Annotated in this window: 21 protein-coding genes and 1 pseudogene; 8 read left to right on the top strand and 14 right to left on the bottom strand. The window is 64.3% G+C overall.

Translation table 11 applies throughout. The features are described 5' to 3' along the window. Positions 1–41: 41 nt before the first annotated feature. From IB255_RS00200 to IB255_RS00210, 3 genes are read left to right on the top strand one after another with little or no spacing between them, the layout of a single operon-like run. A complete protein-coding gene (locus IB255_RS00200) occupies positions 42–617 on the top strand; it encodes a PilZ domain-containing protein (RefSeq protein WP_081519458.1) in 576 nt (191 codons plus the stop codon). A gap of 14 nt (positions 618–631) precedes the next feature. Beyond that, on the top strand, positions 632–946 hold the full coding sequence (locus IB255_RS00205; protein ID WP_081519457.1) for a phosphodiesterase: 315 nt from the start codon (positions 632–634) through the stop codon (positions 944–946). Next, positions 943–1,665 (top strand): glycerophosphodiester phosphodiesterase, encoded by a 723-nt coding sequence (locus IB255_RS00210; protein WP_081519456.1) that lies wholly within the window; start codon positions 943–945, stop codon positions 1,663–1,665. The genes IB255_RS00205 and IB255_RS00210 overlap by 4 nt, the downstream gene beginning before the upstream one ends. 42 nt (positions 1,666–1,707) lie before the next feature. Here IB255_RS00210 and sthA read toward each other — a convergent pair whose 3' ends face one another. The 4 genes and pseudogenes from sthA to IB255_RS00230 all read right to left on the bottom strand — a co-directional run bounded on the left by sthA (position 1,708) and on the right by IB255_RS00230 (position 7,428). Next, complete coding sequence (gene sthA, locus IB255_RS00215; protein WP_045211662.1) at positions 1,708–3,102, bottom strand: Si-specific NAD(P)(+) transhydrogenase; 1,395 nt, start codon at positions 3,100–3,102, stop codon at positions 1,708–1,710. A gap of 210 nt (positions 3,103–3,312) precedes the next feature. Then, positions 3,313–4,341 carry an FAD:protein FMN transferase gene (locus tag IB255_RS00220; RefSeq protein ID WP_412548106.1) on the bottom strand — a complete coding sequence of 343 codons (1,029 nt, stop codon included), beginning with the start codon at positions 4,339–4,341 and terminating at the stop codon, positions 3,313–3,315. 144 nt (positions 4,342–4,485) lie between these two features. Next, positions 4,486–5,853 (bottom strand): annotated as a pseudogene (locus IB255_RS00225) (amino acid permease); the annotation flags it as partial. Between the two features lie 108 nt (positions 5,854–5,961). Further along, positions 5,962–7,428, bottom strand: coding sequence for a glyceraldehyde-3-phosphate dehydrogenase (locus tag IB255_RS00230; RefSeq protein WP_081519453.1), 1,467 nt, complete (start codon positions 7,426–7,428; stop codon positions 5,962–5,964). Positions 7,429–7,568: 140 nt separating this feature from the next. Between IB255_RS00230 and mfd the strand changes: the two genes are divergently transcribed. Continuing rightward, positions 7,569–11,033 (top strand): transcription-repair coupling factor, encoded by a 3,465-nt coding sequence (mfd, locus tag IB255_RS00235; RefSeq protein ID WP_081519452.1) that lies wholly within the window; start codon positions 7,569–7,571, stop codon positions 11,031–11,033. A gap of 11 nt (positions 11,034–11,044) precedes the next feature. Then, complete coding sequence (locus tag IB255_RS00240) at positions 11,045–11,707, top strand: CsiV family protein (RefSeq protein ID WP_081519451.1); 663 nt, start codon at positions 11,045–11,047, stop codon at positions 11,705–11,707. Positions 11,708–11,826: 119 nt separating this feature from the next. On the opposite strand, the gene IB255_RS00245 is transcribed toward IB255_RS00240, so the two are convergent. From IB255_RS00245 to IB255_RS00260, 4 genes are read right to left on the bottom strand one after another with little or no spacing between them, the layout of a single operon-like run. Further along, positions 11,827–12,564, bottom strand: coding sequence for an S-methyl-5'-thioinosine phosphorylase (locus IB255_RS00245; RefSeq protein ID WP_081519450.1), 738 nt, complete (start codon positions 12,562–12,564; stop codon positions 11,827–11,829). 9 nt (positions 12,565–12,573) lie between these two features. Beyond that, positions 12,574–13,572, bottom strand: coding sequence for a beta-N-acetylhexosaminidase (nagZ, locus tag IB255_RS00250; protein ID WP_081519449.1), 999 nt, complete (start codon positions 13,570–13,572; stop codon positions 12,574–12,576). Between the two features lie 11 nt (positions 13,573–13,583). Next, positions 13,584–14,108, bottom strand: coding sequence for a L,D-transpeptidase (locus IB255_RS00255; protein ID WP_081519448.1), 525 nt, complete (start codon positions 14,106–14,108; stop codon positions 13,584–13,586). A gap of 56 nt (positions 14,109–14,164) precedes the next feature. Further along, positions 14,165–14,881, bottom strand: coding sequence for a TetR/AcrR family transcriptional regulator (locus tag IB255_RS00260; protein ID WP_017519280.1), 717 nt, complete (start codon positions 14,879–14,881; stop codon positions 14,165–14,167). A 262-nt stretch (positions 14,882–15,143) separates the two neighbouring features. On the opposite strand from IB255_RS00260, the gene lexA reads away from it, so the two are divergent. Next, positions 15,144–15,758: a transcriptional repressor LexA gene (lexA, locus tag IB255_RS00265; protein ID WP_026079098.1), complete on the top strand. Its 615-nt coding sequence runs from the start codon at positions 15,144–15,146 to the stop codon at positions 15,756–15,758. 13 nt (positions 15,759–15,771) lie between these two features. After that, positions 15,772–16,245, top strand: coding sequence for an SOS-induced cell division inhibitor SulA (sulA, locus tag IB255_RS00270; RefSeq protein ID WP_081519447.1), 474 nt, complete (start codon positions 15,772–15,774; stop codon positions 16,243–16,245). A gap of 44 nt (positions 16,246–16,289) precedes the next feature. Here sulA and IB255_RS00275 read toward each other — a convergent pair whose 3' ends face one another. The 6 genes from IB255_RS00275 to fadB all read right to left on the bottom strand — a co-directional run bounded on the left by IB255_RS00275 (position 16,290) and on the right by fadB (position 23,665). Further along, entirely contained in the window at positions 16,290–16,529 is a 240-nt protein-coding gene (locus IB255_RS00275; RefSeq protein ID WP_045211682.1) for a hypothetical protein, read from the bottom strand. A gap of 107 nt (positions 16,530–16,636) precedes the next feature. Continuing rightward, entirely contained in the window at positions 16,637–17,158 is a 522-nt protein-coding gene (locus IB255_RS00280) for a DUF6586 family protein (RefSeq protein ID WP_081519446.1), read from the bottom strand. Positions 17,159–17,225: 67 nt separating this feature from the next. Next, the gene (topA, locus tag IB255_RS00285) at positions 17,226–19,832 is read right to left on the bottom strand and encodes a type I DNA topoisomerase (protein WP_081519445.1); all 2,607 of its coding nucleotides are present in this window, start codon (positions 19,830–19,832) and stop codon (positions 17,226–17,228) included. 92 nt (positions 19,833–19,924) lie between these two features. Beyond that, positions 19,925–20,188, bottom strand: coding sequence for a DUF1653 domain-containing protein (locus tag IB255_RS00290; RefSeq protein ID WP_045211689.1), 264 nt, complete (start codon positions 20,186–20,188; stop codon positions 19,925–19,927). 123 nt (positions 20,189–20,311) lie between these two features. Then, positions 20,312–21,487 carry an acetyl-CoA C-acyltransferase FadA gene (fadA, locus tag IB255_RS00295; RefSeq protein WP_081519444.1) on the bottom strand — a complete coding sequence of 392 codons (1,176 nt, stop codon included), beginning with the start codon at positions 21,485–21,487 and terminating at the stop codon, positions 20,312–20,314. A gap of 30 nt (positions 21,488–21,517) precedes the next feature. Beyond that, complete coding sequence (gene fadB, locus IB255_RS00300) at positions 21,518–23,665, bottom strand: fatty acid oxidation complex subunit alpha FadB (protein WP_081519443.1); 2,148 nt, start codon at positions 23,663–23,665, stop codon at positions 21,518–21,520. A gap of 474 nt (positions 23,666–24,139) precedes the next feature. On the opposite strand from fadB, the gene IB255_RS00305 reads away from it, so the two are divergent. Then, entirely contained in the window at positions 24,140–24,946 is an 807-nt protein-coding gene (locus IB255_RS00305; RefSeq protein ID WP_081519442.1) for a hypothetical protein, read from the top strand. Positions 24,947–24,949: the final 3 nt, after the last annotated feature.

A 24,949-nucleotide genomic window follows, 5' to 3' on the forward strand; every position in this document is an offset into this window, starting at 1 on the left:
CGGCTTTACACTCAGACCATCACTGCTGCCGTGGGTTCGCCATGTCCACTCCAGACGCGGATGACCGCCGCGAATACTATCGTATTGAAGACACGCTCGCATTGGAATTTCGCCCGCTGCGCGAGGACGAAATCCAGTCGCAAGAAGTGCTTCAGGATGATTCCGCGCTGTTCAACCTGCTCAGCGACCTGCACCTGACCGACTTCGAGTCGCAGCACCTGCTGCGCCATATCAACGAGCGCGACCGCCCGCTGGCCAGCTACCTGAAGGTGATGAACAAGCGCATCGACCTGATCGCCCAGGCCCTGACCCAGAGCCTGCTCAGCGAGATCGGCCCGGCGCGCAAGGTCACGCTGTCCGAAGGCGGCATCAATTTCCGCGATACCCAGCCACTACCGGTCGACCAGGACCTGGCGCTGAAGATCGTCCTGCTGCCCCACGGCCTGGGCCTGCTGCTGCGCGCCAAGGTCACCCATTGCCAGCAGCAGCCCGAGGGCGACTACGAGATCGGCACCGAATTCGAGATGCTCGGCGACGCCCAGCGCCAGTTGCTGGCCCGCCACATCCTCCAGCGCCAGGCATTGGAACGCCGGCAGGCCAAGGCCCGCGAAGAATGAACCCAGGGATATCCATGCGCCATCTGCTGCTCCTGTTGAGCCTTGTCAGCCCGCTGCCACTGCTGGCGGATACCATCGAGATACCCGTGGGCAGCCAGGGCGACCCGCACATCGTGCTGCCGGCCCGTGGTGAAAGCCAGAAGGCCGTGCTGGAACGCTTCGGCCTGCCGGACGAAGAGCACCCGGCGGTGGGCAAGCCGCCCATCTCGCGCTGGGACTACCGCGAATTCAGTGTCTATTTCGAGAGCGGGGTGGTGGTCGATGCCGTCCGCCAACACCGTTCGCCCTATCCCAAGGACCTTTCACCGACTCCCAAGGAGCCCCAGTGACTCTGATCTATGGCCATCGCGGCGCCAAAGGCGAAGCACCGGAAAACACCCTGAACAGCTTCCAGCGCTGCCTGGAACATGGCGTGAAGCGCTGCGAACTAGACCTGCACCTGTCCCGCGACGGCGAACTGATGGTGATCCACGACCCGACGCTCAAACGCACCACCGGCCGACGCGGCAAGGTCTCCGAGCAACTGGCGGAAGATCTGGTGACCATGGACGCCCGCGACGGCGGTCCGGGCTGGGTGCGCCCCTGCCCCATCCCGCGCCTGGCTGAGCTGTTCGAGCGCTGCGAGTTCGAGCACTGGCAGCTGGAAGTGAAAAGCGCATCGAAGGATCGTGCTGGCCGCACTGTGCAGGCGATCCACCAGCTGGTAGGCCGTTTCGGCCTGCGCGACCGGATCACCGTGACCTCGAGTTCGCGCACGGTGCTGCGCGCGCTGGAGGAACTGGCGCCGGAGCTGTCACGCGGGCTGGTGGCCGAGTACGCCTGGCTCGATCCGCTTAAGGTCGCCGCGCACTACGGCTGTGATCTGCTGGCGCTGAACTGGATGCTGTGCACCCCGGAGCGCTTGCTGAAAGCGCAGAAGCAGGGGCTGCATGTGTCGGTGTGGACGGTCAACGAGCCGGCGCTGATGCGCCGGCTCGCTGATTTTGGCGTGGATAGCCTGATCACAGACTTTCCCGGTTTGGCCACTGCCACGATCGGGAATCGCTGAGCAGGTTCCCCCCGACCGGCTCAGGCCGCCGGCCGGGGTACTTCAAAAAATCCGGTTCAGGCCGTCGAACGCCGCTACGCGGTAGGCTTCGGCCATGGTCGGATAGTTGAACGTGGTGTTGACGAAGTACTTCAGGGTGTTCAGTTCGCCCGGCTGGTTCATGATCGCCTGGCCGATGTGGACGATCTCCGAGGCCTGGTCGCCGAAGCAGTGCACACCGAGGATTTCCAGGGTGTCGCGGTGGAACAGGATCTTCAGCATGCCCACCGGCTCGTTGGAAATCTGCGCGCGGGCCATGCCCTTGAAGAAGGCCTTGCCCACCTCATAGGGAATCTTCGCCACGGTCAGCTCCTGCTCATTCTTGCCGATCGAGCTGATCTCCGGAATGGTGTAGATGCCGGTCGGCACGTCGTTCACGAAGCGCCAGCCATCGTGCTCGACGATGTTGCCGGCAGCCGAACGACCCTGGTCATAGGCGGCGCTGGCCAGGCTCGGCCAGCCGATCACGTCACCGGCGGCATAGATGTTCGATACCGAGGTGCGGTAGTTCTCGTCGGTCTCGATCTGGCCGCGGCTGTTGACCTTGATGCCGATGTTCTCGAGGCCAAGGCGGTCGGTGTTGCCGGTACGGCCGTTGCACCACAGCAGGGCGTCGGCCTTGATCTTCTTGCCCGACTTCAGGTGCAGGATCACCCCGTTGTCCAGGCCTTCCACGCGCTCGTATTCCTCGTTATGACGGATCAGCACGTTGTTGTTGCGCAGGTGGTAGCTCAGCGCATCGGAGATTTCGTCGTCGAGGAAGCTCAGCAACTGGTCGCGGGTGTCGATCAGGTCCACCAGCACACCCAGGCCACTGAAGATCGAGGCGTACTCGCAGCCGATCACCCCGGCTCCGTAGATGATCAGGCGACGCGGGGTGTGGCTCAGGGACAGGATGGTGTCGCTGTCGTAGACGCGCGGGTGGTTGAAGTTGATGTCCGACGGACGATACGGACGCGAACCGGTGGCGATGACGAACTGGTCGGCCACCAGGCGCTCCACGGCGCCGCTGGGGGTGACGACTTCGACGGTGCGTTCATCGACGAAACTGGCGGTGCCGTTGAACATGTCGATGCGGTTGCGGGCGTAGTAGCCGGTGCGCGAGGAGACCTGCTTGGAGATCACCCGCTCGGCGCTCTTCAGCACGTCCGGGAAGGAGAACCAGCGCGGCTCGCCGATCTGGCGGAACATCGGGTTGGTGTTGAACTCGATGATCTGCTTCACCGAGTGACGCAGCGCCTTGGACGGGATGGTGCCCAGGTGCGTGCAGTTGCCGCCGACCACGCGACGGCTGTCCACCACCGCCAGCTTGCGCCCGTACTTGGAGGCGTTCATCGCCGCCCCCTCGCCTGCCGGGCCCGTGCCGAGAATCACCACGTCGTAGTTGTAGACAGCCATGCGTACTCCTTCAGAACAGGCCGGGGCGCTCGCTTGGCGCTCCCGGCAAAACCTCGGCACCACATGCGCCGAGGCGGATCGAAATCATTGGCGCAGCTTAGCCCTGCGGCAAAAGGCTGCACATTAGCGGTTGGTCGGCAGGTAGGCGAATTTTGCCGCCACTACATGCCGTTGCCAGCCTGCGGGCCGCCATCATGCCCGCCGAAGCTTTCATTCAGGCGACGGAAACAGCGCTTCGAAGCGCGTCGTCGCGCGGGTCACGAAACCCTCGCCCTGGCGCACGATGAAGAAGGCTGCCAGCCCATTGCGCTCGGCAAAGGTATAGCCCTCCTCCGGTCCCAGCACCATCAGCAGGGTCGACAGGCCGTCGGCGCGCAGGGCCTGGGCTTCCGCCACGGTGACCGCCGCCAGCGCGTGGCGGACCGGCGTACCGGTGCGCGGGTCGAAGGTGTGCGAGTAACGCTGCCCACCCTCCTCGAAATAGTTGCGGTAGTCGCCGGAGGTGGACAGGCCGATGCCATCCAGCGCCACCGAGCGCTCCACCTGCCGCTCGCGCTCGCCGCTGGGCACTTCAAGGGCGATGCGCCACGGCGCGCCATCGGGCTTGTGGCCCACGGCCTTGAGCTCGCCGGTGATCTCCACCAGGTAATCGGTCAGGCCCAGCTCGGCCAGGCGCGCGCTGACCTGATCCACCGCGTAGCCGGCGACGATACTGTCGAAATCCAGCTGCGCATCGACGTCCTTGCACAGCCGATCGCCGTTCAGTCGCAGATGCTGGTGGCCGACCCGGGCGCGCTCACGCTGCAGGGCAACGGCATCCGGAACCTTCTCGCCGCGCGACTGCGGGCCGAAGCCCCAGAGGTTCATCAGCGGCTCGACGGTGAGGTCGAAGGCGCCGCCACTCTGCTGGGAAAGCTGTTCGCCGTAGCGCCAGAGCGCCAGCATGTCCGCCGGCATAGCCATGCAGCTACCGGCTGGGCGAGCGTTGAAGCGCGAAATCATCGAGTCGTCGCGATAGGTGGAGAACTGCTCGTCCAGGCTCGCCAGGATCGCGTCGACTTCAGCCTTGAGCTTTGCAGTGTCAGGCGCCTTGCCCGTGGTCACGTATTGCACCGTGTAGCTGCTGCCCATGGTCGGGCCACCAAAGCGTTCGACCGACTCCCCGCATCCCGCCAGGGCAGTCACCAGCACCATCAACAGCCAGCCTCCACGCAACACTCGGCACCTCCTGCCGTCCATCACCCGCCCAGCGCCGGGCATTCTACCGCAAGCACCCCGAGCCACTGTTTCCGCTCTGGCAAAGGTGCATTACCAAAAGAAAACGGGAGCCGAAGCTCCCGTTTCTCAACCGGTTCAGGCGCTGGCCTTGGCCGGGGACTTGCGCTTGAACAGGTAGCACACACCCATCAGCACGATCCACACCGGGATCGCGTACACCGACACGTCGATGCCCGGAATCTGCAGCATGATGCCGAGGATGAACACCACGAAGGCCAGGCACAGCCAGTTGCCGTAGGGGTACCACAGCGCTCGGAAGAACGGCTGCACACCCTTGGCCACCATGGCCTTGCGGAACTTCATGTGGGCCAGGCTGATCATCGCCCAGTTGATCACCAGCGCGGCGACCACCAGCGACATCAGCAACTCCAGCGCCTGGTGCGGGATCACGTAGTTGACCACCACACAGGCCAGGGTGATGAACGCCGAGACGCCGATGGCCAGCAGCGGTACGCCGCGATCATCGACCTTGGCGAAGGCGCGCGGGGCATCGCCCTGCTCGGCCAGGCCGAAGAGCATGCGGCTGTTGCAGTACACGCAGCTGTTGTAGACCGACAGCGCGGCGGTAAGCACCACGAAGTTCAGGATGTGCGCCGCGTACTCGCTGCCCAGCAGCGAGAAGACCTTGACGAACGGGCTGCCGCTGTAGGGATCGCCGGCGCTGTTGATGCTCTGCAGCAGGGCATCCCAGGGGTACAGCGAGAGCAGCACGGCCAGGGCGCCGATGTAGAAGATCAGGATCCGGTAGATGACCTGGTTGATCGCCTTGGGGATGACCTTCTTCGGCTCGGAGGCTTCGGCGGCGGTGATACCTACCAGCTCCAGTCCACCGAAGGAGAACATGATGATCGCCAGGACCATCACCAGGCCCTTCCAGCCATTGGGGAAGAAGCCGCCGTGGGCCCACAGGTTGCTCACCGAGGCCTGCGGACCACCGTTGCCGCTGGCCAGCAGCCAGACGCCGAGCAGGATCATGCCGATGATGGCGACAACCTTGATGATCGCGAACCAGAACTCGGTCTCGCCGAAGGCCTTCACGTTGAACAGGTTGATAGCGTTGATCAGGACGAAGAACACCGCGGCCGTCGCCCAGGTCGGGAAGTCCGGCCACCAGAACTGGATGTACTTGCCGACCGCGGTCAGCTCCGACATGCCCACCAGGATATACAGCACCCAGTAGTTCCAGCCGGACATGAAGCCGGCGAAACCGCCCCAGTACTTGTGCGCGAAGTGGCTGAAGGAGCCGGCAACGGGCTCCTCGACGATCATCTCGCCGAGTTGGCGCATGATCAGGAAGGCGATGAAGCCGCCGATGGCGTAGCCGAGGATCATCGACGGGCCGGCGGATTGCAGCACGCCGGCAGAGCCCAGGAACAGGCCGGTACCGATGGCGCCGCCGAGGGCGATCAGCTGGATGTGACGGTTCTTCAGACCGCGCTTCAGCTCGCCTTCATGCAGATGTTGTCCATCCATTTGAAGTCTTTCCAGGTTCGGGAATTGGCAGATTTTATTGATGGTTATGGGGGTGCCACTAACGAAAAACGGGAGCCCGAGAGCTCCCGTTTATCTAGACCGCCTGAATCAGCGCGGGAAAGCCGGCGGGTTCACGCCAGCCATGTCTTCCATCACGCGGACGACCTGGCAGCTGTAGCCGAACTCGTTGTCGTACCACACGTACAGGACGACGCGGTTGTCGTTGGCGATGGTCGCCTCGGCATCGACGACGCCCGCATGGCGGGAACCGACGAAGTCGGTGGACACCACTTCCTGGGACGATACGAAGTCGATCTGCTTCTGCAGGTCCGAGTGCATGGCCATCTGGCGCAGGTACTCGTTGATCTCTTCGCGGTTGGTGGCCTTTTCCAGGTTCAGGTTGAGGATGGCCATGGAGACGTTCGGCGTCGGAACGCGGATGGCGTTGCCGGTCAGCTTGCCCTTCAGGACCGGCAGAGCCTTGGCGGCAGCGGTAGCGGCGCCAGTCTCGGTGATCACCATGTTCAGCGGCGCGGCGCGGCCACGACGGCTGCCCTTGTGGAAGTTGTCGATCAGGTTCTGGTCGTTGGTGAACGAGTGAACGGTTTCGACGTGGCCGTTGACGATGCCGTACTGGTCGTTCACAGCCTTGAGCACCGGCACGATGGCGTTGGTGGTGCAGGAAGCGGCGGAAACGATCTTGTCGTCAGCGGTGATGTCGCCATGGTTGATGCCGTGAACGACGTTCTTCAGCGCACCTTTGCCCGGAGCGGTCAGGATCACGCGGTCGATACCCGGGCACTTCAGGTGCTGGCCCAGGCCTTCGGCATCGCGCCACTTGCCGGTGTTGTCGACCAGCAGGGCTTTCTTGATGCCGTACTGGGTGTAGTCGATCGACGCCGGGTCGTTGGAGTAGATCACCTGGATCAGGTTGCCGTTGGCGGTGATGGTGTTGTTTTCTTCATCGATGGTGATGGTGCCGTCGAACGGACCATGCACGGAGTCACGACGCAGCAGGCTGGCGCGCTTGACCAGGTCGTTCTCGGCGCCCTTGCGGACGACGATGGCGCGCAGGCGCAGGCCGTCGCCACCACCGGTCTTCTCGATGAGGATACGGGCCAGCAGGCGGCCGATACGACCGAAGCCGTACAGGACCACGTCGGTGCCTTCGCGGGCGCCGCCGTTCTGCTTGCCGACCACGTCGGCCAGCTCGTCCTTGGTGAACTGCTCGATGCTGCGGCCGTTACCTTCGGTCTTGAACTTGGCAACCATCTTGCCCAGGTCTACCGAAGCTGCGCCCAGCTTGAGCTCGCTCATCGCCTTGAGGATCGGGAAAGTGTCGTGAACCGACAGCCCGCCTTCTTCGGCCAGGCGGTGACGGGCGAAACGGTGCGCTTTGAGGATCGCGATCACCGAACGGTTGATCAGGCCACGGCCGTAGATCGAGGTCACCACGTTGTTGTTACGGTACAGCTGACCGATCAGCGGAATCATGGCTTCCGCGAGGGCTTCACGATCGATCCACTCACCGAGACACTGGTCGGGCTTCTGGGTCACGGGCAATACCTTCCACATGTAGGAGAAGAAAAAAGGGGCTACATTATGACGGCGCGAACAATCGCCGGCAATCCGCAGCGGTCGTATGACTGACATCCGTCAATCGGGATAGTTACAATCCGACCGGTCAAATTCCTCGACCGGAGCCAAGACTGCCCGTGTCCGTATTGCGTATCCCTACATTGCCGACCGCAGCCGGCAAACAATCCTGGGGCAACCTCTCCGGGGCCGCCCTGAGCCTGGCCATCGCTGAAGCGGCCGGGCCGGCGAAACGTTTCACCCTGTTGCTGACCGCCGACAGCCAGAGCGCCGAGCGCCTGGAGCAGGAGCTGCGCTTCTTCGCGCCGGATTTGCCAGTGCTGCAGCTGCCGGACTGGGAAACTCTGCCCTACGACGTGTTCTCGCCGCACCAGGACATCATTTCCCAGCGCGTCGCCACGCTCTATCAGTTGCCCGAACTGCGCCGCGGCGTGCTCGTGGTGCCGATCACCACCGCCCTGCACCGCCTGGCGCCGGCCAAGTTCCTGCTCGGCAGCAGCCTGGTGCTGGATGTCGGCCAGAAACTCGACGTCGAGCAGATGCGCAGCCGCTTCGAGGCTGCCGGCTACCGCTGCGTGGACACTGTCTACGAACACGGTGAGTTCGCCGTGCGCGGCGCACTGATCGACCTGTTCCCGATGGGCAGCGAACTGCCCTACCGCATCGACCTGTTCGATGACGAAATCGAGACGCTGCGCACCTTCGACCCGGAAACCCAGCGCTCCATCGACAAGGTGGAGAGCATCCGCCTGCTGCCGGCGCGCGAGTTCCCGCTGCGCAAGGAAGCGGTGACCGGCTTCCGTGGCCGCTTCCGCGAGCGTTTCGACGTCGACTACCGCCGCTGCCCGATCTACCAGGACCTCGCCAGCGGCCTGACACCCGCCGGCATCGAGTACTACATCCCGCTGTTCTTCGAAGATGGCGAGACTTCGACGCTGTTCGACTACCTGCCACAGGACACCCAGGTGTTCTCCCTGCCGGGCATCGAGAGCGCCGCGGAACAGTTCTGGACCGACGTGCGCAACCGCTACGAAGACCGCCGCTACGACCCGGAACGCCCGCTGCTGCCGCCGGCCGAAGTCTTCCTGCCGGTGGAAGACTGCTTCGCCCGCCTGAAGAACTGGCCGCGCGTAGTGGTCAGCCCCGAGCCGATCGAGAGCGGCGTCGGCCGCGAGCGCTTCCCCGCGCAAGCGCTGCCGGAACTGGCCATCGAGGCCAAGGCCAGCGAGCCACTGGCGCGCCTGCGCCAGTTCATCGAGCAGTTCGACGGCCGCATCCTCTTTACCGCCGAGTCCGCCGGCCGCCGCGAGGTGCTGCTGGAACTGCTGGCGCGACTGAAGCTGCGCCCGCTCGAAGTCGAGGGCTGGCCGGGCTTCCTGGCGCACAAGGACCGCCTGGCGATCACCATCGCACCGATGGACGAAGGCCTGCTGCTGGACCCCGACAAGGGCCAGCCGGGCATTGCCCTGGTCGCCGAAAGCCCGCTGTTCGGCCAGCGCGTCATGCAGCGCCGGCGCCGCGAGAAAACCCGCGACGGCGGCGAGAACGTCATCAAGAACCTCACCGAGCTGCGCGAAGGCGCGCCGGTGGTGCACATCGACCACGGTGTCGGCCGCTACATGGGCCTGATCACCCTGGAGATCGACGGCCAGAACGCCGAATTCCTCGCCCTGCAGTACGCCGACGAAGCCAAGCTCTACGTTCCGGTGGCCAACCTGCACCTGATCGCCCGCTACACCGGCAGCGACGACGCCCTGGCGCCGCTGCACAAGCTGGGCTCGGAAACCTGGCAGAAGGCCAAGCGCAAGGCCGCCGAGCAAGTCCGTGACGTCGCCGCCGAACTGCTGGACATCTACGCCCGCCGCGCCGCGCGCAAGGGCTATGCGTTCAAGGACCCGCAGGTCGACTACGCCACCTTCTCCGCCGGCTTCCCCTTCGAGGAAACCCCGGACCAGCAGACCGCCATCGAAGCCGTGGTGGCAGACATGCTCGCCGACAAGCCGATGGACCGCCTGGTCTGCGGCGACGTGGGCTTCGGCAAGACCGAGGTGGCCATGCGCGCGGCCTTCGTTGCGGTGCACAGCGGCAAGCAGGTCGCCGTGCTGGTCCCGACCACCCTCCTCGCCCAGCAGCACTACAACAGCTTCCGCGACCGCTTCGCCGACTGGCCGGTGAGCGTGGAGGTCATGAGCCGCTTCAAGTCCGCCAAGGAAGTCGAAGGCGCCGTGGCGCAGCTGGCCGAGGGCAAGGTCGACATCGTCATCGGCACCCACAAGCTGCTGCAGGACGATGTGAAGTTCAAGAACCTCGGCCTGGTCATCATCGACGAGGAGCACCGTTTCGGCGTACGCCAGAAGGAGCAGCTCAAGGCCCTGCGCAGCGAGGTGGACATCCTTACCCTCACCGCCACGCCGATCCCGCGCACGCTCAACATGGCGGTGGCCGGCATGCGTGACCTGTCGATCATCGCCACGCCGCCGGCGCGCCGCCTGTCCGTGCGTACCTTCGTCATGGAGGAACAGAAGTCGGTGATCAAGGAAGCCCTGCTGCGCGAACTGCTGCGCGGCGGCCAGGTGTACTTCCTGCACAACGAAGTGAAGACCATCGAGAAGTGCGCCCGCGACCTGGCGGAGCTGGTTCCCGAGGCGCGCATCGGTATCGGCCACGGGCAGATGAACGAGCGCGACCTGGAACGGGTGATGAGCGACTTCTACCACAAGCGCTTCAACGTGCTGGTGGCCTCGACCATCATCGAGACCGGTATCGACGTGCCGAGCGCCAACACCATCCTCATCGAGCGCGCCGACAAGTTCGGCCTGGCCCAGCTGCACCAGCTGCGCGGGCGCGTCGGCCGCAGCCACCACCAGGCCTACGCCTACCTGCTCACCCCGCCGCGCAAGCAGATGACGCCGGACGCCGAGAAGCGCCTGGAAGCCATCGCCAACGCCCAGGACCTGGGCGCCGGTTTCGTGCTGGCGACCCACGACCTGGAAATCCGTGGCGCCGGCGAGTTGCTCGGCGACGGCCAGAGCGGACAGATCCAGGCGGTGGGTTTCACCCTCTACATGGAAATGCTCGAACGCGCGGTGAAGGCCATCCGCAAGGGCGAGCAGCCGAATCTCGAACAACCACTGGGCGGCGGTCCGGACATCAACCTGCGCGTACCGGCGCTGATCCCCGAGGATTACTTGCCGGACGTTCACGCCCGCCTGATCCTCTACAAGCGCATCGCCAACGCCGCCGACGAGGACGGCCTGCGCGAGCTGCAGGTGGAGATGATCGACCGCTTCGGCCTGCTGCCTGACCCGGCGAAGAACCTGATCCGTCTGACTTTGCTGAAACTGCAGGCAGAAAAGCTCGGGATCGTGAAGGTAGATGCCGGCCCACAGGGCGGACGGGTAGAATTCGCCGCCGATACCTGCGTCGACCCGCTGGTGCTGATCAAGATGATCCAGAGCCAGCCCAATCGGTACAAATTCGAAGGGGCCACCCTCTTCAAGTTCCAGGTGCCCATGGAGCGCCCGGAAGAACGGTTCAACACGCTGGAAGCGCTGCTCGAGCGCCTCACGCCACAGACTCATTAAGGACCCTGTGCATGCGCCTGTTCCAACCCTTGCTGCTGTCTCTGGCGCTTCTGTCGCCAGCCGCCTTCGCCGAGCCCTACCAGGTGGAGCTGATCCTCTTCCAGCAATCTGGCGACGCCGTGTTCGCCAGCCGCCCCGCACCCGACGACTGGGCCAAGGGCGCGCAACCGCCGGGCCCGGACAGCTCGCGCCCCACCGCAATGGACGCCCAGGTGGCCAAGCTCAAGCAGAACGAAGGCTTCCAGGTGCTGATGCACAAGGCCTGGCGCCAGGAAATCGATGCCAACCCGGTGAAGATTTCCCTGAGCGAAGGCGCCCAGCGTGACGGCCACTTCCCGGTGGAAGGCACCGTCACCCTCAGCCAGCAGCGCTTCGTGAACACCCAGACCGACTTCTGGATCAATCAGTTCGGCCAGGACGGCCTGCTCGCCGCCAGCCAGCACATGGTCCAGGAAGCCAGCCTGAAGAACAGCGTGCTGACCTACCTCGACCACCCGAGCCTGGGCATGCTGATCAAGGTGACCCCACTCAACGCCAAGCCCGCCTCCGCTCCGCCGCCCGGCATGGAAGACGAAGCGCCGACCGGCCCGGATGCGCCGCAACAGCAACAGGCTCCGGCCGCACCGGCAGACGGCGGCTTCGAAGCCCCACCGCCGGCACAGCCCGCGCAATAAACAAAAAGCCCGGCATTCGCCGGGCTTTTTCTTGCTCTTCAAAGAAGCGGGCTTGCTCGCGAACCTGCAAGGCACGGCGCCAAGCGATTCGCGGGCATGGCCCGTTCTTGCAGAGAGCGTCAGCTTATGAGTACACGCCCCAGCACCTCGCGCACCTTGCCGATGCCTTCGTGCAGCGCCTGCTCGATCTCGGCCATGGTGATGATGCCGCTGGACTTGCCGGCTGCCGGGTTCACCACCAGCGACAGGCAGGCGTAGGGCAGGTCCAGTTCGCGGGCCAGTGCGGCCTCGGGCATGCCGGTCATGCCGATGATGTCGCAACCGTCACGCTCCAGCTTGGCGACTTCCGCCACGGTCTCCAGGCGCGGGCCCTGGGTAACGGCATACACGCCATGGCTGCTGTAGGCATAACCTAGCGCCTGCAGGGCGGCGATCAGCTTGAGCCGCAGCGGCTCGTCATAGGGGAGGCTGAAGTCGATGTGGGTAACGTGCTCGATATCACCGGCGAAATAGGTGTGCTCGCGGCCCCAGGTGTAGTCGACGATCTGATGCGGCACGCAGAGATGGCCGCTGCCCATGGCGGCGTGGATGCCTCCCACAGCGTTCACCGCAAGGATGGCTTCGGCGCCAGCCTGCTTCAGCGCCCAGAGGTTGGCGCGGTAGTTCACCTGGTGCGGCGGGAAGCGATGCGGGTGGCCATGGCGGGCGAGGAAGAGCACCTCGCGACCGGCGAACTCGCCGCGCTGGATGGCCGCCGAAGGCGCGCCGTAGGGCGTATCTAGCTCGATGGCGTCCTTCAGGGTCAACCCTTCCAGCTGGGTCAGGCCGGTGCCGCCGATGATGGCGTAGACAGTCATGGCAAATCCTTAATCAATCAGTTGTGCGGCGCGCAGTTCGCCGACGGCTTGTTGCCAGCGCGGTTGCTGCTTGTATTCGACACCCGGCCAGGCCTTGGCGCGCATGCGTTGCAGACGTTGCGGCGCGCTGACCTTGAGTCGCTGCAGGGCGCTCAGGGCCAGTTCGGCGGAGGCGCGGTCATTGCACACCAGGCCCATGTCGCAGCCAGCGCTCAGCGCAGCCTCGATGCGATTGGCAGCATCGCCGACCACATGGGCGCCGGCCATGGACAGGTCATCACTGAAGATCACCCCGTCGAAGCCCAGCTCGCCACGCAGGATGTCCTGCAGCCAGCGGCGGGAGAAGCCGGCGGGGTTAGGGTCGACCTGCGGGTAGATCACGTGGGCCGGCATCAGCGCATCCAGCTCGCCGGACAGGCGCTGGAACGGCACCAGGTCCACGGCGCGGATCTGTTCAAGTGTGCGCTCGTCCTCGGGAATCCCCACATGGGAATCCACTTCCGCCCAGCCGTGGCCAGGGAAGTGCTTGCCGGTGGAAGCCATGCCGGCGGCGCGCATGCCACGGATAAAGGCGCCAGCCAGCGCAACGGCGAGCTGCGGATCGCCTTCGAAGGCCCGGCTGCCGACCACGGCGCTACGCTGGTGATCCAGGTCCAGTACCGGGGCGAAGCTCAGGTCCAGCCCTACCGCCAGCACCTCGGTCGCCATCAGCCAGCCGCACTGCTCGGCCAGTCGTTCGGCATTGGCGTTATCGGCGATGGCGCGCATCGCCGGCAGGCGCAGGAAGCCCTGGCGCAGGCGCTGCACGCGACCGCCCTCCTGGTCCACCGCCAGCAGCAGGTCGGGGCGTACGGCGCGGATGGCAGCCATCAGCTCACGCACCTGGCGCGGCGATTCGATGTTGCGGGCAAAGATGATCAGGCCACCGACTTCCGGGTGGCGCAGGATCTGGCGGTCCTCGGCGGTAAGCCAGGTGCCGCCGATGTCGAGCATCAGGGAGCCTTGCATGTGCATTCCTTTCAATTCAGTTGCGCCACCTGCCACTCGGGACAGGCGGGTTCTTCGATTCGGACCCGGCAATGGAGCGGCACCTGCGGGAAGAGTTCCAGCAGGTCATCATTGCGCAGGCGGATACAGCCGTGGGACAGCGGCGTGCCCATGGGCTCACAGTCCGGCGTGCCGTGCAGATAGATGTAGCGGCGGAAGGTATCGACCTCGCCCATCCGATTGCGCCCCGGCTCGCAGCCGCTGAGCCAGAGGATGCGCGAGAGGATCCAGTCGCGGCCGGGAAATGCCTCGTGAAGCACGGCCGTCCAGGTCTCGCCAGTCCAGCGTCGCCCCTTCAGTACCGCGCCTTTGGGCAAGCCATCGCCGATGCGTGCACGGACCTGGTGCAAGCCGCGTGGCGTGCAGCCGGAGCCGTTGCGCTCCCCCGCGCCGTTGGCGGCGCTGGATACCGGAACGCGCACGACAAGGCGCCCTGCGGCGAAGCCGTAGAGCATCTGGTCAGCAAGGGAGATATGGAGAAGATCGAGATCAGCCATGGCCGGCTACTGTAGCCGATCGGGCCGACGCAGCCCAGCGTGAAGCCGGGCCCGGATCAGACCTTGGCGGGCGCCTGGGCGGCACTCGACTTGGTGCGCGGCTTGAGCTGCGCACCCGCCAGCGAGGGATCACTGACGCCGCTGTCGGCACGCATGCCGGCAGCAAGGAACGGCACCATCAGGCGCATCACCTGCTCGATGGAAGTGTTCACGCCAAAATCGTTCTCGGCCATGGCGCGCAGCGCCTTGATGCCGGACATGCTGAACACCGCGGTACCCAGCATGAAGTGCACGCGCCAGAACAGTTCCAGCGGCGGCAGGCGCGGCGCGGACTCATGCACCAGCAGCATGTAGCGGCGGAATACCTTGCCGTAGACCTCTTCGAGGTACTTGCGCAGGTGGCCCTGGCTCTGGCTGAACGCCAAGCCCAGCAGGCGCATGAAGATCGACAGGTCGTTGCCGCTGCGCGGCTTCACCGCCATGGCCTGGACCACGAGCAGTTCGAGCAGCTCCTCCAGGGTGGCGCGCGGCGCATCGGGCTTGGCCTGACGGCGATCCAGCTCCTTCTCGAGGCTGGCGCAGAACGGGCCGAGGAAGCGCGAGAAGACCGCCTGGATCAGCGCCTTCTTCGAGCCGAAGTGATAGTTCACCGCCGCGAGATTCACCCCCGCCTTGCTGGTGATCAGACGCAGGGAGGTTTCGGCGAAGCCTTTCTCCGCGAACAGCTGTTCCGCAGCATCCAGGATGCGTTCGACGGTTTCCGACTGGGCCATGGCTACTCCGCCTGACAAACACTTGTTTGAAACATACGTTTCAGCGTCTTGTATTGTCAAGCAAAGTGCGATGGATTGTTACCAATATCATGGCAATGCGACGAGACGCCTGAATCGATGAGGATCTACAGCAAGACGCCTGCCAACGCCCAAAGGTTACATGCACGAACGTTCCACCGACAGCCGCACCCAATAAAAGCATTGCCAGCCCGCCATCACTGTATATAATTCCAGGCACTGTATAAAAAGCCAGAGTATGGACATGCTGAAGCTCACGCCGCGCCAAGCCGAGATCCTCGCCTTCATCAAACGCTGCCTGGAAGCCAACGGCTACCCGCCCACCCGCGCGGAAATCGCCCAGGAGCTCGGCTTCAAGTCGCCCAACGCCGCCGAGGAGCACCTGAAGGCCCTCGCCCGCAAAGGCGCCATCGAGATGACCCCGGGCGCCTCCCGTGGCATCCGCATCCCCGGCTTCGAACCCAAGGCCGCCGCCAATGACGACGAATTGCCGATCATCGGCCGCGTCGCCGCCGGCGCACCGATCCTCGCCGAGCAGAATGTCGATGACACCTGCCGGATCAACCCCACCTTCTTCAACCCGCCGGCCGACTACCTGCTGCGCGTGCGCGGCCAGAGCATGAAGGACGTTGGCATCATGGATGGCGACCTGCTCGCCGTGCATGTCACCCGCGAGGCGCGCAACGGCCAGATCGTCGTCGCCCGCCTGGGTGAAGAGGTCACGGTGAAGCGCTTCAAGCGCGAAGGCAGCAAGGTCTGGCTGCTCGCCGAGAACCCGGAGTTCGCCCCCATCGAGGTCGACCTCAAGGAACAGGAACTGGTCATCGAAGGCTTGAGCGTCGGCGTGATCCGTCGCTGAACAGGAGACACCCATGCAGTACCCGCAGCCGCAGAACCTGCCGCAACTCCCGCTGTTCCAGGAAGCACTCTGGGCAAGCGGTACTGCTCCCCTGCTTCCGGAGCTGATGGAAGAAGAGCCCGTCGCCGACGAAAGCGCCTTCAGCGAGATCGCCCTGCGCGGCCTCCCCGGCCAGTGCCTGATGTTGCTGGCGCCGATGCTCCGCGAGCTGAGCGAGGAAAGTGATTCGCGCTGGCTGACCCTGATCGCTCCGCCGTCCAGCCTGACTCCGGACTGGCTGCGCAAGGCCGGCCTGAACCGCCAGGGCATCCTGCTGCTTCCGGCCCGCGATCAGGCCGCCGCCCAGGCCCTGGCCTGCGAAGCGCTGCGCCTGGGCAACAGCCACACCGTGGTGAGCTGGCTCAATCTCAGCGCGAAAGCGCGCGCGCAACTGTCCCGCGCCGCCGTTGCCGGCCAGGCGCAGAGCCTGAATATTCGTCTGGGTTGATCTGATCGGGAAGCTTCGCCGCGAACGCGGCGAAGCGGAAGAACTCAATGCAGGACGCGCGGACCTTCGTCGTCCATGCTCATGTCACCGCCTTCGGCGAGACGGCCGGCCATCTGTACACCCACATTGAACATCGCCTTGGCGATCTCGATGTGCTGGCCCTGCAGGAAGCCCTTGGCATCGGCGGAGAACTCCAGGGTCACCAGCGCCTCCTCCTCGTCCGCACGACGCAGCACGATACGCCCGTCAGGCAGCTCGACAATTTCCAGAAATGAGGTTGGCATAGCGACGTTCTCCACAGCAGAACGCGTAGTGTAACAGCCACACCCGCCACACCCTAGCCAAAGCTTGCGCGGACCGACCGGAAGGCCGGCGGGTTGTGATGCAGGGATCAGAGCTCGGTAAGCGATGCGCGGAAGCGCAGCACCAGGTCCTTCAGGGATTTACGCCAGGTTTCCAGCTCGTCATTGCCCAACTCGGCCGGCGCCTCGTCGTCGACATTCACCGCCTGGATCAGAGGCTGGGTCGGATCGACCTTGGCTTTCCTCGGCTCGCTCGGCGGCTGGAACAACGCGGCATAGGCGGCCAGCAGGCGACCCAGCCAGGCTTCCGGCGATTGCGCCAGCTCGACCATCTCCGCCAGCTCCGGGCTTGGCGCGGCAGCCAGTACCTCGGCATTCAGCAGCATATCGACGCGCGGCGCGCCGGCCTGGGGCAGGCGGTAGTAGCCAGCGATCTCATGGGCTACGCCCAGCACCGCTCCGTAGAGATGGAACAGCGCCGCTTCGCGTTCAGCCTGGATGCGCGCCTGGGCATTCATCGTACGCGCCGCTTCGGCGCTGCGCCAGGCTTCCAGGGCAAGGCCGGCGAAGAACAGCTTCTGGTTGGTACGGGTATAGAGTTCGTTCGCCATGACCGGGCCCTCTGCAGTCGACTTCGGCAGTATAAGCACGCCCCGCCTCAGCGGGGCGCGCCTTCCATCAGCGCTTGTCTTCGACCTTCCACTTGCCACCGTCGAAGAACGCGCGCCAGCCGGTGGGCTTGCCATCAACCTCGGACTGTACGTACTGCTCCTTGGTCTTACGGCTGAAACGGATTACCGCCGGGCGGCCATCCGGGTCTTTCGCGGGAGCTGCGAGCAGGAAGTGGTACTTCGGGTCCAGCTCTTCCTTGTGCGGCACCAGCTCGGCAACCAGCGGAGCACGGGTCTCGCGGTTCTTCGGGAACTGGCTGGCGGCCAGGAACAGGCCGGAAGCGCCGTCACGCAGTACGTAGATGTCGTCCACCTTCTCGCACTTGAGTTCCGGCATGCGGATGGCATCCATCTTCGGCGGCGCGGGCTCGCCGCTCTTCAGCAACTTGCGGGTGTTCTTGCAGGTCGGGTTGGTGCAGCCGAAGAACTTGCCGAAGCGGCCGGTCTTGAGTTGCATCTCGCTGCCGCACTTGTCGCATTCCAGGCTCGGGCCTTCGTAGCCCTTGATGCGGTACTGGCCTTCCTCGATCTCGTAGCCGGCGCAATCCGGGTTGTTGCCGCAGATGTGCAGCTTGCGCTTCTCGTCGACCAGGTAGGCGTCCATCGCGGTGCTGCAGATCGGGCAGCGGTGCTTGCCACGCAGTACGCGGGACTCGGATTCGCCCTCGTCATCCGCGGCGATTTCGTCGCCCGGAATCAGGTTGACGGTCGCCTTGCAGCGCTCTTTCGGCGGCAGGCTGTAGCCCGAGCAGCCGAGGAACACGCCGGTGGAGGCGGTACGGATCATCATCGGCCGGCCGCACTCGCGGCAGGGGATGTCGGTCAGGGTCGGCTGGTTGGCGCGCATGCCGTCGTTGGAGGCTTCGGCCAGGTCGAGCTTCTTGCGGAAGTCGCCGTAGAACTCGTCCAGCACGTTTTTCCAGTCGCGCTCGCCCTGGGCCACGTCATCGAGGTTCTCTTCCATGCCGGCGGTGAAGCCGTAGTCCATCAGGTTGGAGAAGCTCTCGTTGAGGCGGTCGGTGACGATGTCGCCCATCTTTTCCGCGTAGAAGCGGCGATTGTGGGTGGTGACGTAGCCGCGCTCCTGGATGGTGGAGATGATCGCCGCGTAGGTGGACGGACGGCCGATGCCGCGCTTTTCCAGTTCCTTGACCAGGCTGGCTTCGGAGAAGCGCGCCGGCGGCTTGGTGAAGTGCTGGCTCGGATCGAGCTTGAGCAGCTTCATCGCGTCGCCCTGGTTCATTTCCGGCAGGACGTCATCCTCGCCCGGCTTGCTCTGCTGCGGCAGCACCTTGGTGTAGCCGTCGAACTTGAGAATGCGGCCCTTGGCGCGCAGCTCGAAGTCACCGGCAGCCGCGCTGACGGTGGTGGACAGGTACTCGGCCGGCGGCATCTGGCAGGCCACGAACTGGCGCCAGATCAGGTCATACAGGCGCTCGGCGTCGCGCTCCATGCCCGACAGCTGGGTCGGACGCAGGTTGACGTCAGAAGGACGAATCGCTTCGTGAGCTTCCTGGGCGCCTTCCTTGCTGGAGTAGAAGTTCGGCTTGGCCGGCAGGTATTTCTTGCCGAATTCGCTGTCGATGAAGCCGCGCACCATGTCGATGGCGTCGGCCGACAGGTTGGTCGAGTCGGTACGCATATAGGTGATGTAGCCGGCTTCGTAGAGACGCTGGGCCATCATCATGGTCTTCTTCACCCCGAAGCCCAGGCGGTTGCTCGCGGCCTGCTGCAGGGTGGAGGTGATGAACGGTGCCGAGGGCTTGCTGGAAGTCGGCTTGTCTTCGCGCTTGGCGATGCTGTAGCTGGAGGCCTTGAGCTTCTCCAGGGCAGCAGTGGCCTGAGCTTCGTTCAGCGGCTTGAAGGCTTCGCCCTTCTCGCGCACCACTTCAAAGCGGACCTTGTCGTTCTTCGGCGTGCCGAGGTCGGCGTGCACTTCCCAGTACTCTTCGGGAACGAAGGCACGGATCTCGCGCTCACGCTCGACCACCAGCTTCACCGCCACCGACTGCACGCGGCCGGCGGACAGGCCACGGGCGATCTTGGCCCACAGCAGCGGCGAGACCATGTAGCCCACCACGCGATCGAGGAAGCGGCGTGCCTGCTGGGCATTCACGCGGTTGATATCCAGCTCGCCGGGCTGGGAGAAGGCCTCCTGGATGGCCTTCTTGGTGATTTCGTTGAAGACCACGCGCTTGTAGCGCGAGTCGTCGCCGCCGATGGCCTCGCGCAGGTGCCAGGCAATGGCCTCCCCTTCGCGGTCCAAGTCGGTTGCGAGATAGATGGTGTCGGCATCCTTGGCCAGGCGGCGCAGTTCCTCGATCACCTTTTCCTTGCCGGGCAGGATCTCGTACTTGGCCTTCCAGCCGTGCTCCGGGTCGACGCCCATGCGGGTGACGAGCTGGCGCTTGGCCTTCTCCTTCGGCGACAGGGCCGGCGCCTCGGCAGCGGTCTTGCGCGTTTTTGCCGCAGGCTCCTTCGACGCGGACGAGCCGCTGGTGGGCAGGTCGCGGATGTGGCCGATGCTCGACTTCACCACGTACTGGTTGCCCAGGTACTTGTTGATGGTCTTGGCCTTGGCCGGTGATTCCACGATGACCAGCGATTTACCCATGGATCGGAATATTCCTGCGTCGAAAAGATGAATTTATAAGGAGGGAGGAGCTAGGAGCGGCACCGCTATATATAGTGGCGGTCGCGCCAAGGTCAAGCTTGGGTTTCGCCGGACGGGCCGGTCTGAAGACCCAGCGGATCGTTTTCGGCGCTCACCAGAGCAAAGCGCGGAACGTTCTCGCCATTCACTTCCACCGCCTCGGTGAACATGCTCAGCGGGCGTACCCAGAGGCCGAATTCGCCGTACAGCGCCTGGTAGATCACCAGCTCTTCCTCGGTCTCCGAGTGCCGGGCGACGCCGAGAACGCGGTACTGCTGTCCCTTGTAATGTCGATACAGTCCGGGCTGCAAGTGCATGTCGGTTCTCCCTCGGCCGGCCAAAAGGCGGCGATTGTGCTCATTGCGCGGCCATCGGGCAATCCCCGCCCGACAAAAACGAAAGCCGGGGCACAAGGCCCCGGCTCTCCCATCGACGAAAGCTTAGACGCGTTCGAAGACGGTGGTGATGCCCTGACCGAGGCCCACGCACATGGTGGACACGCCCAGGGTGCCACTGTTCTGCTTCATCACGTTCAGCAGGGTGCCGGAGATACGCGCACCGGAGCAGCCGAACGGGTGACCCAGGGCGATGGCGCCGCCGTGCAGGTTGACCTTCTCTTCCATCTTGTCGAGGATCTTGAGGTCCTTCAGCACCGGCAGGGCCTGTGCGGCGAAGGCTTCGTTGAGCTCGAAGAAGTCGATGTCGTTGATGGTCAGGCCGGCACGCTTGAGCGCCTTGTTGGTCGACGGAACCGGGCCGTAGCCCATGATCGCCGGATCAACGCCCGCCACGGCCATGGCGCGAACCACGGCCATCGGCTGCACGCCGAGGTCCTGGGCGCGCTGGGCGCTCATGACGATCATGCAGGAAGCGCCGTCAGTGATCTGCGAGGAAGTACCCGCCGTCACGGTGCCGCCCTTCGGGTTGAAGGCCGGCTTCAGGGCCGCCAGGCTTTCCAGGGTGGTTTCCGGACGGATGGTTTCGTCGAAGTCGAAGACCTTCAGGAAGCCGTTCTCGTCGTAACCTTCCATCGGGATGATTTCGTCTTTGAACTTGCCTTCCTGAGTCGCTTTCCAGGCCAGCTGGTGCGAACGCACGCCGAACTTGTCCTGCGCCTCGCGGGTGATGCCGTGCATCTTGCCCAGCATTTCGGCGGTCAGGCCCATCATGCCCGACGCCTTGGCGGCGTACAGGGACATGTGCGGGTTCGGGTCGACGCCGTGCATCATGCCGACGTGGCCCATGTGCTCCACGCCGCCGATGACGAAGACGTCACCGTTGCCGGTCTGGATCGCCTGCACGGCAGTGTGCAGGGCGCTCATGGACGAGCCGCACAGGCGGCTGACGGTCTGGCCGGCGCTGGTGTGCGGGATCTGGGTCATCAGCGACGCCATGCGTGCGATGTTCCAGCCCTGCTCCAGGGTCTGGTTCACGCAGCCCCAGATCACGTCCTCGACTTCCGCCGGGTCGATCTTCGGGTTGCGCTCCAGGAGCTTGCTGATCAGGTGCGCGGACATGTTCTCCGCGCGGGTGTTGCGGTGCATGCCACCCTTCGAACGGCCCATCGGGGTGCGGCCGAAGTCGACAATGACGGCGTCTCTCGGATTCAGGCTCATAAATTCACTCTCGCTCTATTCGTTGCGCACTCAACCGAAGAACTTCTGGCCGTTCTTGGCCATTTCACGCAGCTTCGCGGTCGGGTGGTACAGCGCACCCAGGTCGGCGTACTGGTCGGCCAGTGCGACGAATTCGGCCACACCGATGGAGTCGATGTAACGCAGGGCACCGCCACGGAAGGGAGGGAAGCCGATGCCGTAGATCAGGCCCATGTCGGCCTCGGCAGCGGTCTCGACGATGCCATCTTCCAGGCAGCGCACGGTTTCCAGGCACAGCGGGATCATCATGAAGTTGATGATGTCCTCGTCGGTCAGCTCGCGCTGCTCGGTGACGATGGACTTCAGCAGCTCATAAGCCTGCGGATCGGTGACTTTCTTCGGCTTGCCGCGCTTGTCGGTCTCGTAGGCGTAGAAGCCCTTGCCGTTCTTCTGACCCAGGCGGTTGGCGTCGTACATCACGTCGACGGCAGTCTTGCCTTCCACGGCCATGCGGTCCGGGAAGCCTTCAGCCATCACGTCACGGCCGTGGTGGCCGGTGTCGATGCCGACCACGTCGGACAGATAGGCCGGGCCCATGGGCCAGCCGAACTTCTCCATGATCTTGTCGATGCGCACGAAGTCCACACCGAAGCCCAGCAGCTTGGAGAAGCCGCCGAAGTACGGGAACAGCACGCGGTTGACCAGGAAGCCGGGGCAGTCATTCACCACGATGGGGTTCTTGCCCATCTTCTTGGCGTAGGCCACGGTGGTGGCGACGGCGACGTCACTGGACTTCTCGCCGCGGATGACTTCGACCAGGGGCATCATGTGCACCGGGTTGAAGAAGTGCATGCCGACGAAGTTTTCCGGACGCTTGAGCGCCTTGGCCAGCAGGTTGATGGAGATGGTGGAGGTGTTCGACGCGAGGACAGCGTCTTCCTTCACTACGCCTTCAACTTCGGCCAGAACGATCTGCTTGACCTTCGGATTCTCGACCACGGCTTCGACGACGATGTCGACGTTGCCGAAGTCGCCGTAGGACATGGTCGGGCGAATGGCGTTCAGGGCCTCGGCCATCTTGGCCGGGGTCATGCGGCCTTTTTCGACGCGCTTGCCCAGCAGCTTCGAGGCCTCGTTCAGACCCATCTGGATACCCTCTTCGCGGATATCCTTCATCAGGATCGGAGTGCCCTTGGAAGCGGACTGGTAGGCGATGCCGCCACCCATGATGCCGGCGCCCAGTACGGCGGCCAGTTTCACGTCCTTGGCGATCTCGTCGTACTGCTTGGCCTTCTTCTTCAGGTCCTGGTCGTTGAGGAACAGGCCGATCAGGCTCTGCGCAACCGAGGTCTTGGCCAGCTTCACGAAGCCCTGGGCTTCGATTTCCAGCGCCTTGTCACGACCGAAGTTGGCGGCTTTCTGGATCGACTTGATCGCTTCGACCGGAGCCGGGTAGTTCGGGCCGGCCTGGCCTGCGACGAAGCCCTTGGCGGTTTCGAAGGCCATCATCTGCTCGATGGCGTTCAGCTTGAGCTTTTCCAGCTTCGGCTGACGGCGGGCCTTGTGGTCCAGCTCGCCGGCGATGGCGCGCTTGACCAGGTCCAGGGCGGCGGCTTGCAGCTGCTCCGGAGCCACAACGGCGTCGACGGCACCGACTTTCAGCGCGTCTTCAGCACGGTTTTCCTTGCCCGAGGCGATCCACTCGACTGCGTTGTCGCAACCGATGATGCGCGGCAGGCGAACGGTGCCGCCGAAGCCCGGGTAGATGCCCAGCTTCACTTCCGGCAGGCCGACCTTGGCGGTGGCGCTCATGACACGGAAGTCGGCAGCCAGGCACATTTCCAGACCGCCGCCCAGGGCGATGCCGTTGATCGCGGCTACGGTCGGAACGTTCAGGTCTTCGAAGTCGCTGAAGATCTTGTTGGCTTCGAGGTTGCCGGCCAGCAGCTCTTCGTCAGGCAGCTTGAAGTTGTCGACGAACTCGGTGATGTCGGCGCCGACGATGAACACGCCCTTGCCGCTGGTCACGATCACGCCCTTGACGGACGCATCGGCCTTGATGGTATCGACTGCTTGACGCAGTTCATTCAGGGTGAGTCGGTTGAACTTGTTGACGGACTCGCCCTTGAGGTCGAAATTCAGTTCGACGATGCCGCTCTCAAGAGCCTTAACCGTGATGGCTTTACCTTGGTAAATCATCAACTGATCTCCACGCTAGGGAAGCTTGAAATCACACGTCGGACACCGTGTATCGGGACCGCTCGGCGGTGCCGAGGTTAGTCCCAAAGCTTGCGGCACACCCGCCGACGCGATAGCCGGGGCGTTATGTTGGATCCTTCGCACGTGGCAAACGATCGATTCATACGCCCGTTTGATTTGGGTGCGCCCACCTTCTAGCAAAAGCCAATGCTTGTCAATCGGCGAGACGTAACAGTCGCAAAGCGGCCGGGGCGTCTGGGCCGGAGCATTCAGCGCAACCCTGATGAGCTATTCACCACGCCTATCGTGACAATTGTTACCTGGCACCGACGTCCCGACAGCCACTGTTCAAACCCCATGGCCCGCGCTAGAGTCGGGCGCAATGGCGATCTGCCTTCTGCCAACGCCGGCAGACGCCTGGAACCTGTGGAATACAAAACAACAAGAAGCCCATGGCTCCAAGGAGTTGGAACGATGCCCAGCCGTCCGCTAGTGCGTCTGCTGTCTGCGCTCGCGCTCACCGCCCTGCCCCTCATCGCTGCCGCCGACGCCGCCAGCGACCTGCTCAATGTCCACCAGACGCGCCTCGCCGCCCAACGCAGCCTCGGCGACTTCTTCATGTTCAATGCGATGGAGGGCGACCAGAAGTACGCCAGGATGGTCGAGACCTCGTCGCAGAGCGCCACCGACGCCCTGGGCAAGCTCGGGGAAATGCCCGGCACCGAATCGAAGAAGCTCAAGACCGAACTGCAGGACGAATGGAAGGCCTACGCGGCTCAGTTGCACGTCCTCACCGGCGCGCTGGACAAGAGCGGCTACACCGACCTGCAACCGGTGGCTGACCTCGCGGCGCAGAACCGCAAGCTGCTGGACACCGCAGAGCAGCTCTACGCGAAAATCCAGGAGGAAAGCGGCAGCAAGGTCCCGCCGCTGACCCAGCAGACCCGCGAGCAGAGCCTGCTGATGCAGGACATCGCGGTGGACTACGCCTCGCGCAACGCCTCGGTGGGCGCCAGCTTCTTCGGCGGCGGCGAGGAGCGCCCGCTGGACGACCTGGCCAACCGCTTCGCGATCAACCTGGTGAAGCTGCAGCAGGCGCCGCAGACCACGCCGGAGATCGGCCAGGAGCTACGCGGCGTGGCGATCAAGTGGCGCTACATCGAGAAATCGCTGCAGAACTACAACCAGAACAGCGTGCCCTTCCTGATCAACAAGTACTCCGACCGCATCATCGAAGACCTGGAGAAAGTCTCCGGTCTCTATGCCGCGCAGCAGAGCTGATCG

Source organism: Pseudomonas sp. PDM22, assembly GCF_014851965.1.
Taxonomy (GTDB): Bacteria; Pseudomonadota; Gammaproteobacteria; order Pseudomonadales; family Pseudomonadaceae; genus Pseudomonas.

Coding starts and splice junctions, on each gene's coding strand:
- fadB (WP_081519443.1), bottom strand. CDS start 23,665: ATGATTTACCAAGGTAAAGCCATCACGGTTAAGGCTCTTGAGAGCGGC.
- IB255_RS00305 (WP_081519442.1), top strand. CDS start 24,140: ATGCCCAGCCGTCCGCTAGTGCGTCTGCTGTCTGCGCTCGCGCTCACC.
- IB255_RS00280 (WP_081519446.1), bottom strand. CDS start 17,158: ATGGCGAACGAACTCTATACCCGTACCAACCAGAAGCTGTTCTTCGCC.
- fadA (WP_081519444.1), bottom strand. CDS start 21,487: ATGAGCCTGAATCCGAGAGACGCCGTCATTGTCGACTTCGGCCGCACC.
- sulA (WP_081519447.1), top strand. CDS start 15,772: ATGCAGTACCCGCAGCCGCAGAACCTGCCGCAACTCCCGCTGTTCCAG.
- IB255_RS00240 (WP_081519451.1), top strand. CDS start 11,045: ATGCGCCTGTTCCAACCCTTGCTGCTGTCTCTGGCGCTTCTGTCGCCA.
- topA (WP_081519445.1), bottom strand. CDS start 19,832: ATGGGTAAATCGCTGGTCATCGTGGAATCACCGGCCAAGGCCAAGACC.
- IB255_RS00230 (WP_081519453.1), bottom strand. CDS start 7,428: ATGTGGAAGGTATTGCCCGTGACCCAGAAGCCCGACCAGTGTCTCGGT.
- IB255_RS00205 (WP_081519457.1), top strand. CDS start 632: ATGCGCCATCTGCTGCTCCTGTTGAGCCTTGTCAGCCCGCTGCCACTG.
- IB255_RS00245 (WP_081519450.1), bottom strand. CDS start 12,564: ATGACTGTCTACGCCATCATCGGCGGCACCGGCCTGACCCAGCTGGAA.
- IB255_RS00255 (WP_081519448.1), bottom strand. CDS start 14,108: ATGGCTGATCTCGATCTTCTCCATATCTCCCTTGCTGACCAGATGCTC.
- IB255_RS00275 (WP_045211682.1), bottom strand. CDS start 16,529: ATGCCAACCTCATTTCTGGAAATTGTCGAGCTGCCTGACGGGCGTATC.
- nagZ (WP_081519449.1), bottom strand. CDS start 13,572: ATGCAAGGCTCCCTGATGCTCGACATCGGCGGCACCTGGCTTACCGCC.
- IB255_RS00290 (WP_045211689.1), bottom strand. CDS start 20,188: ATGCACTTGCAGCCCGGACTGTATCGACATTACAAGGGACAGCAGTAC.
- sthA (WP_045211662.1), bottom strand. CDS start 3,102: ATGGCTGTCTACAACTACGACGTGGTGATTCTCGGCACGGGCCCGGCA.
- IB255_RS00260 (WP_017519280.1), bottom strand. CDS start 14,881: ATGGCCCAGTCGGAAACCGTCGAACGCATCCTGGATGCTGCGGAACAG.
- IB255_RS00220 (WP_412548106.1), bottom strand. CDS start 4,341: ATGGACGGCAGGAGGTGCCGAGTGTTGCGTGGAGGCTGGCTGTTGATG.
- IB255_RS00200 (WP_081519458.1), top strand. CDS start 42: ATGTCCACTCCAGACGCGGATGACCGCCGCGAATACTATCGTATTGAA.
- lexA (WP_026079098.1), top strand. CDS start 15,144: ATGCTGAAGCTCACGCCGCGCCAAGCCGAGATCCTCGCCTTCATCAAA.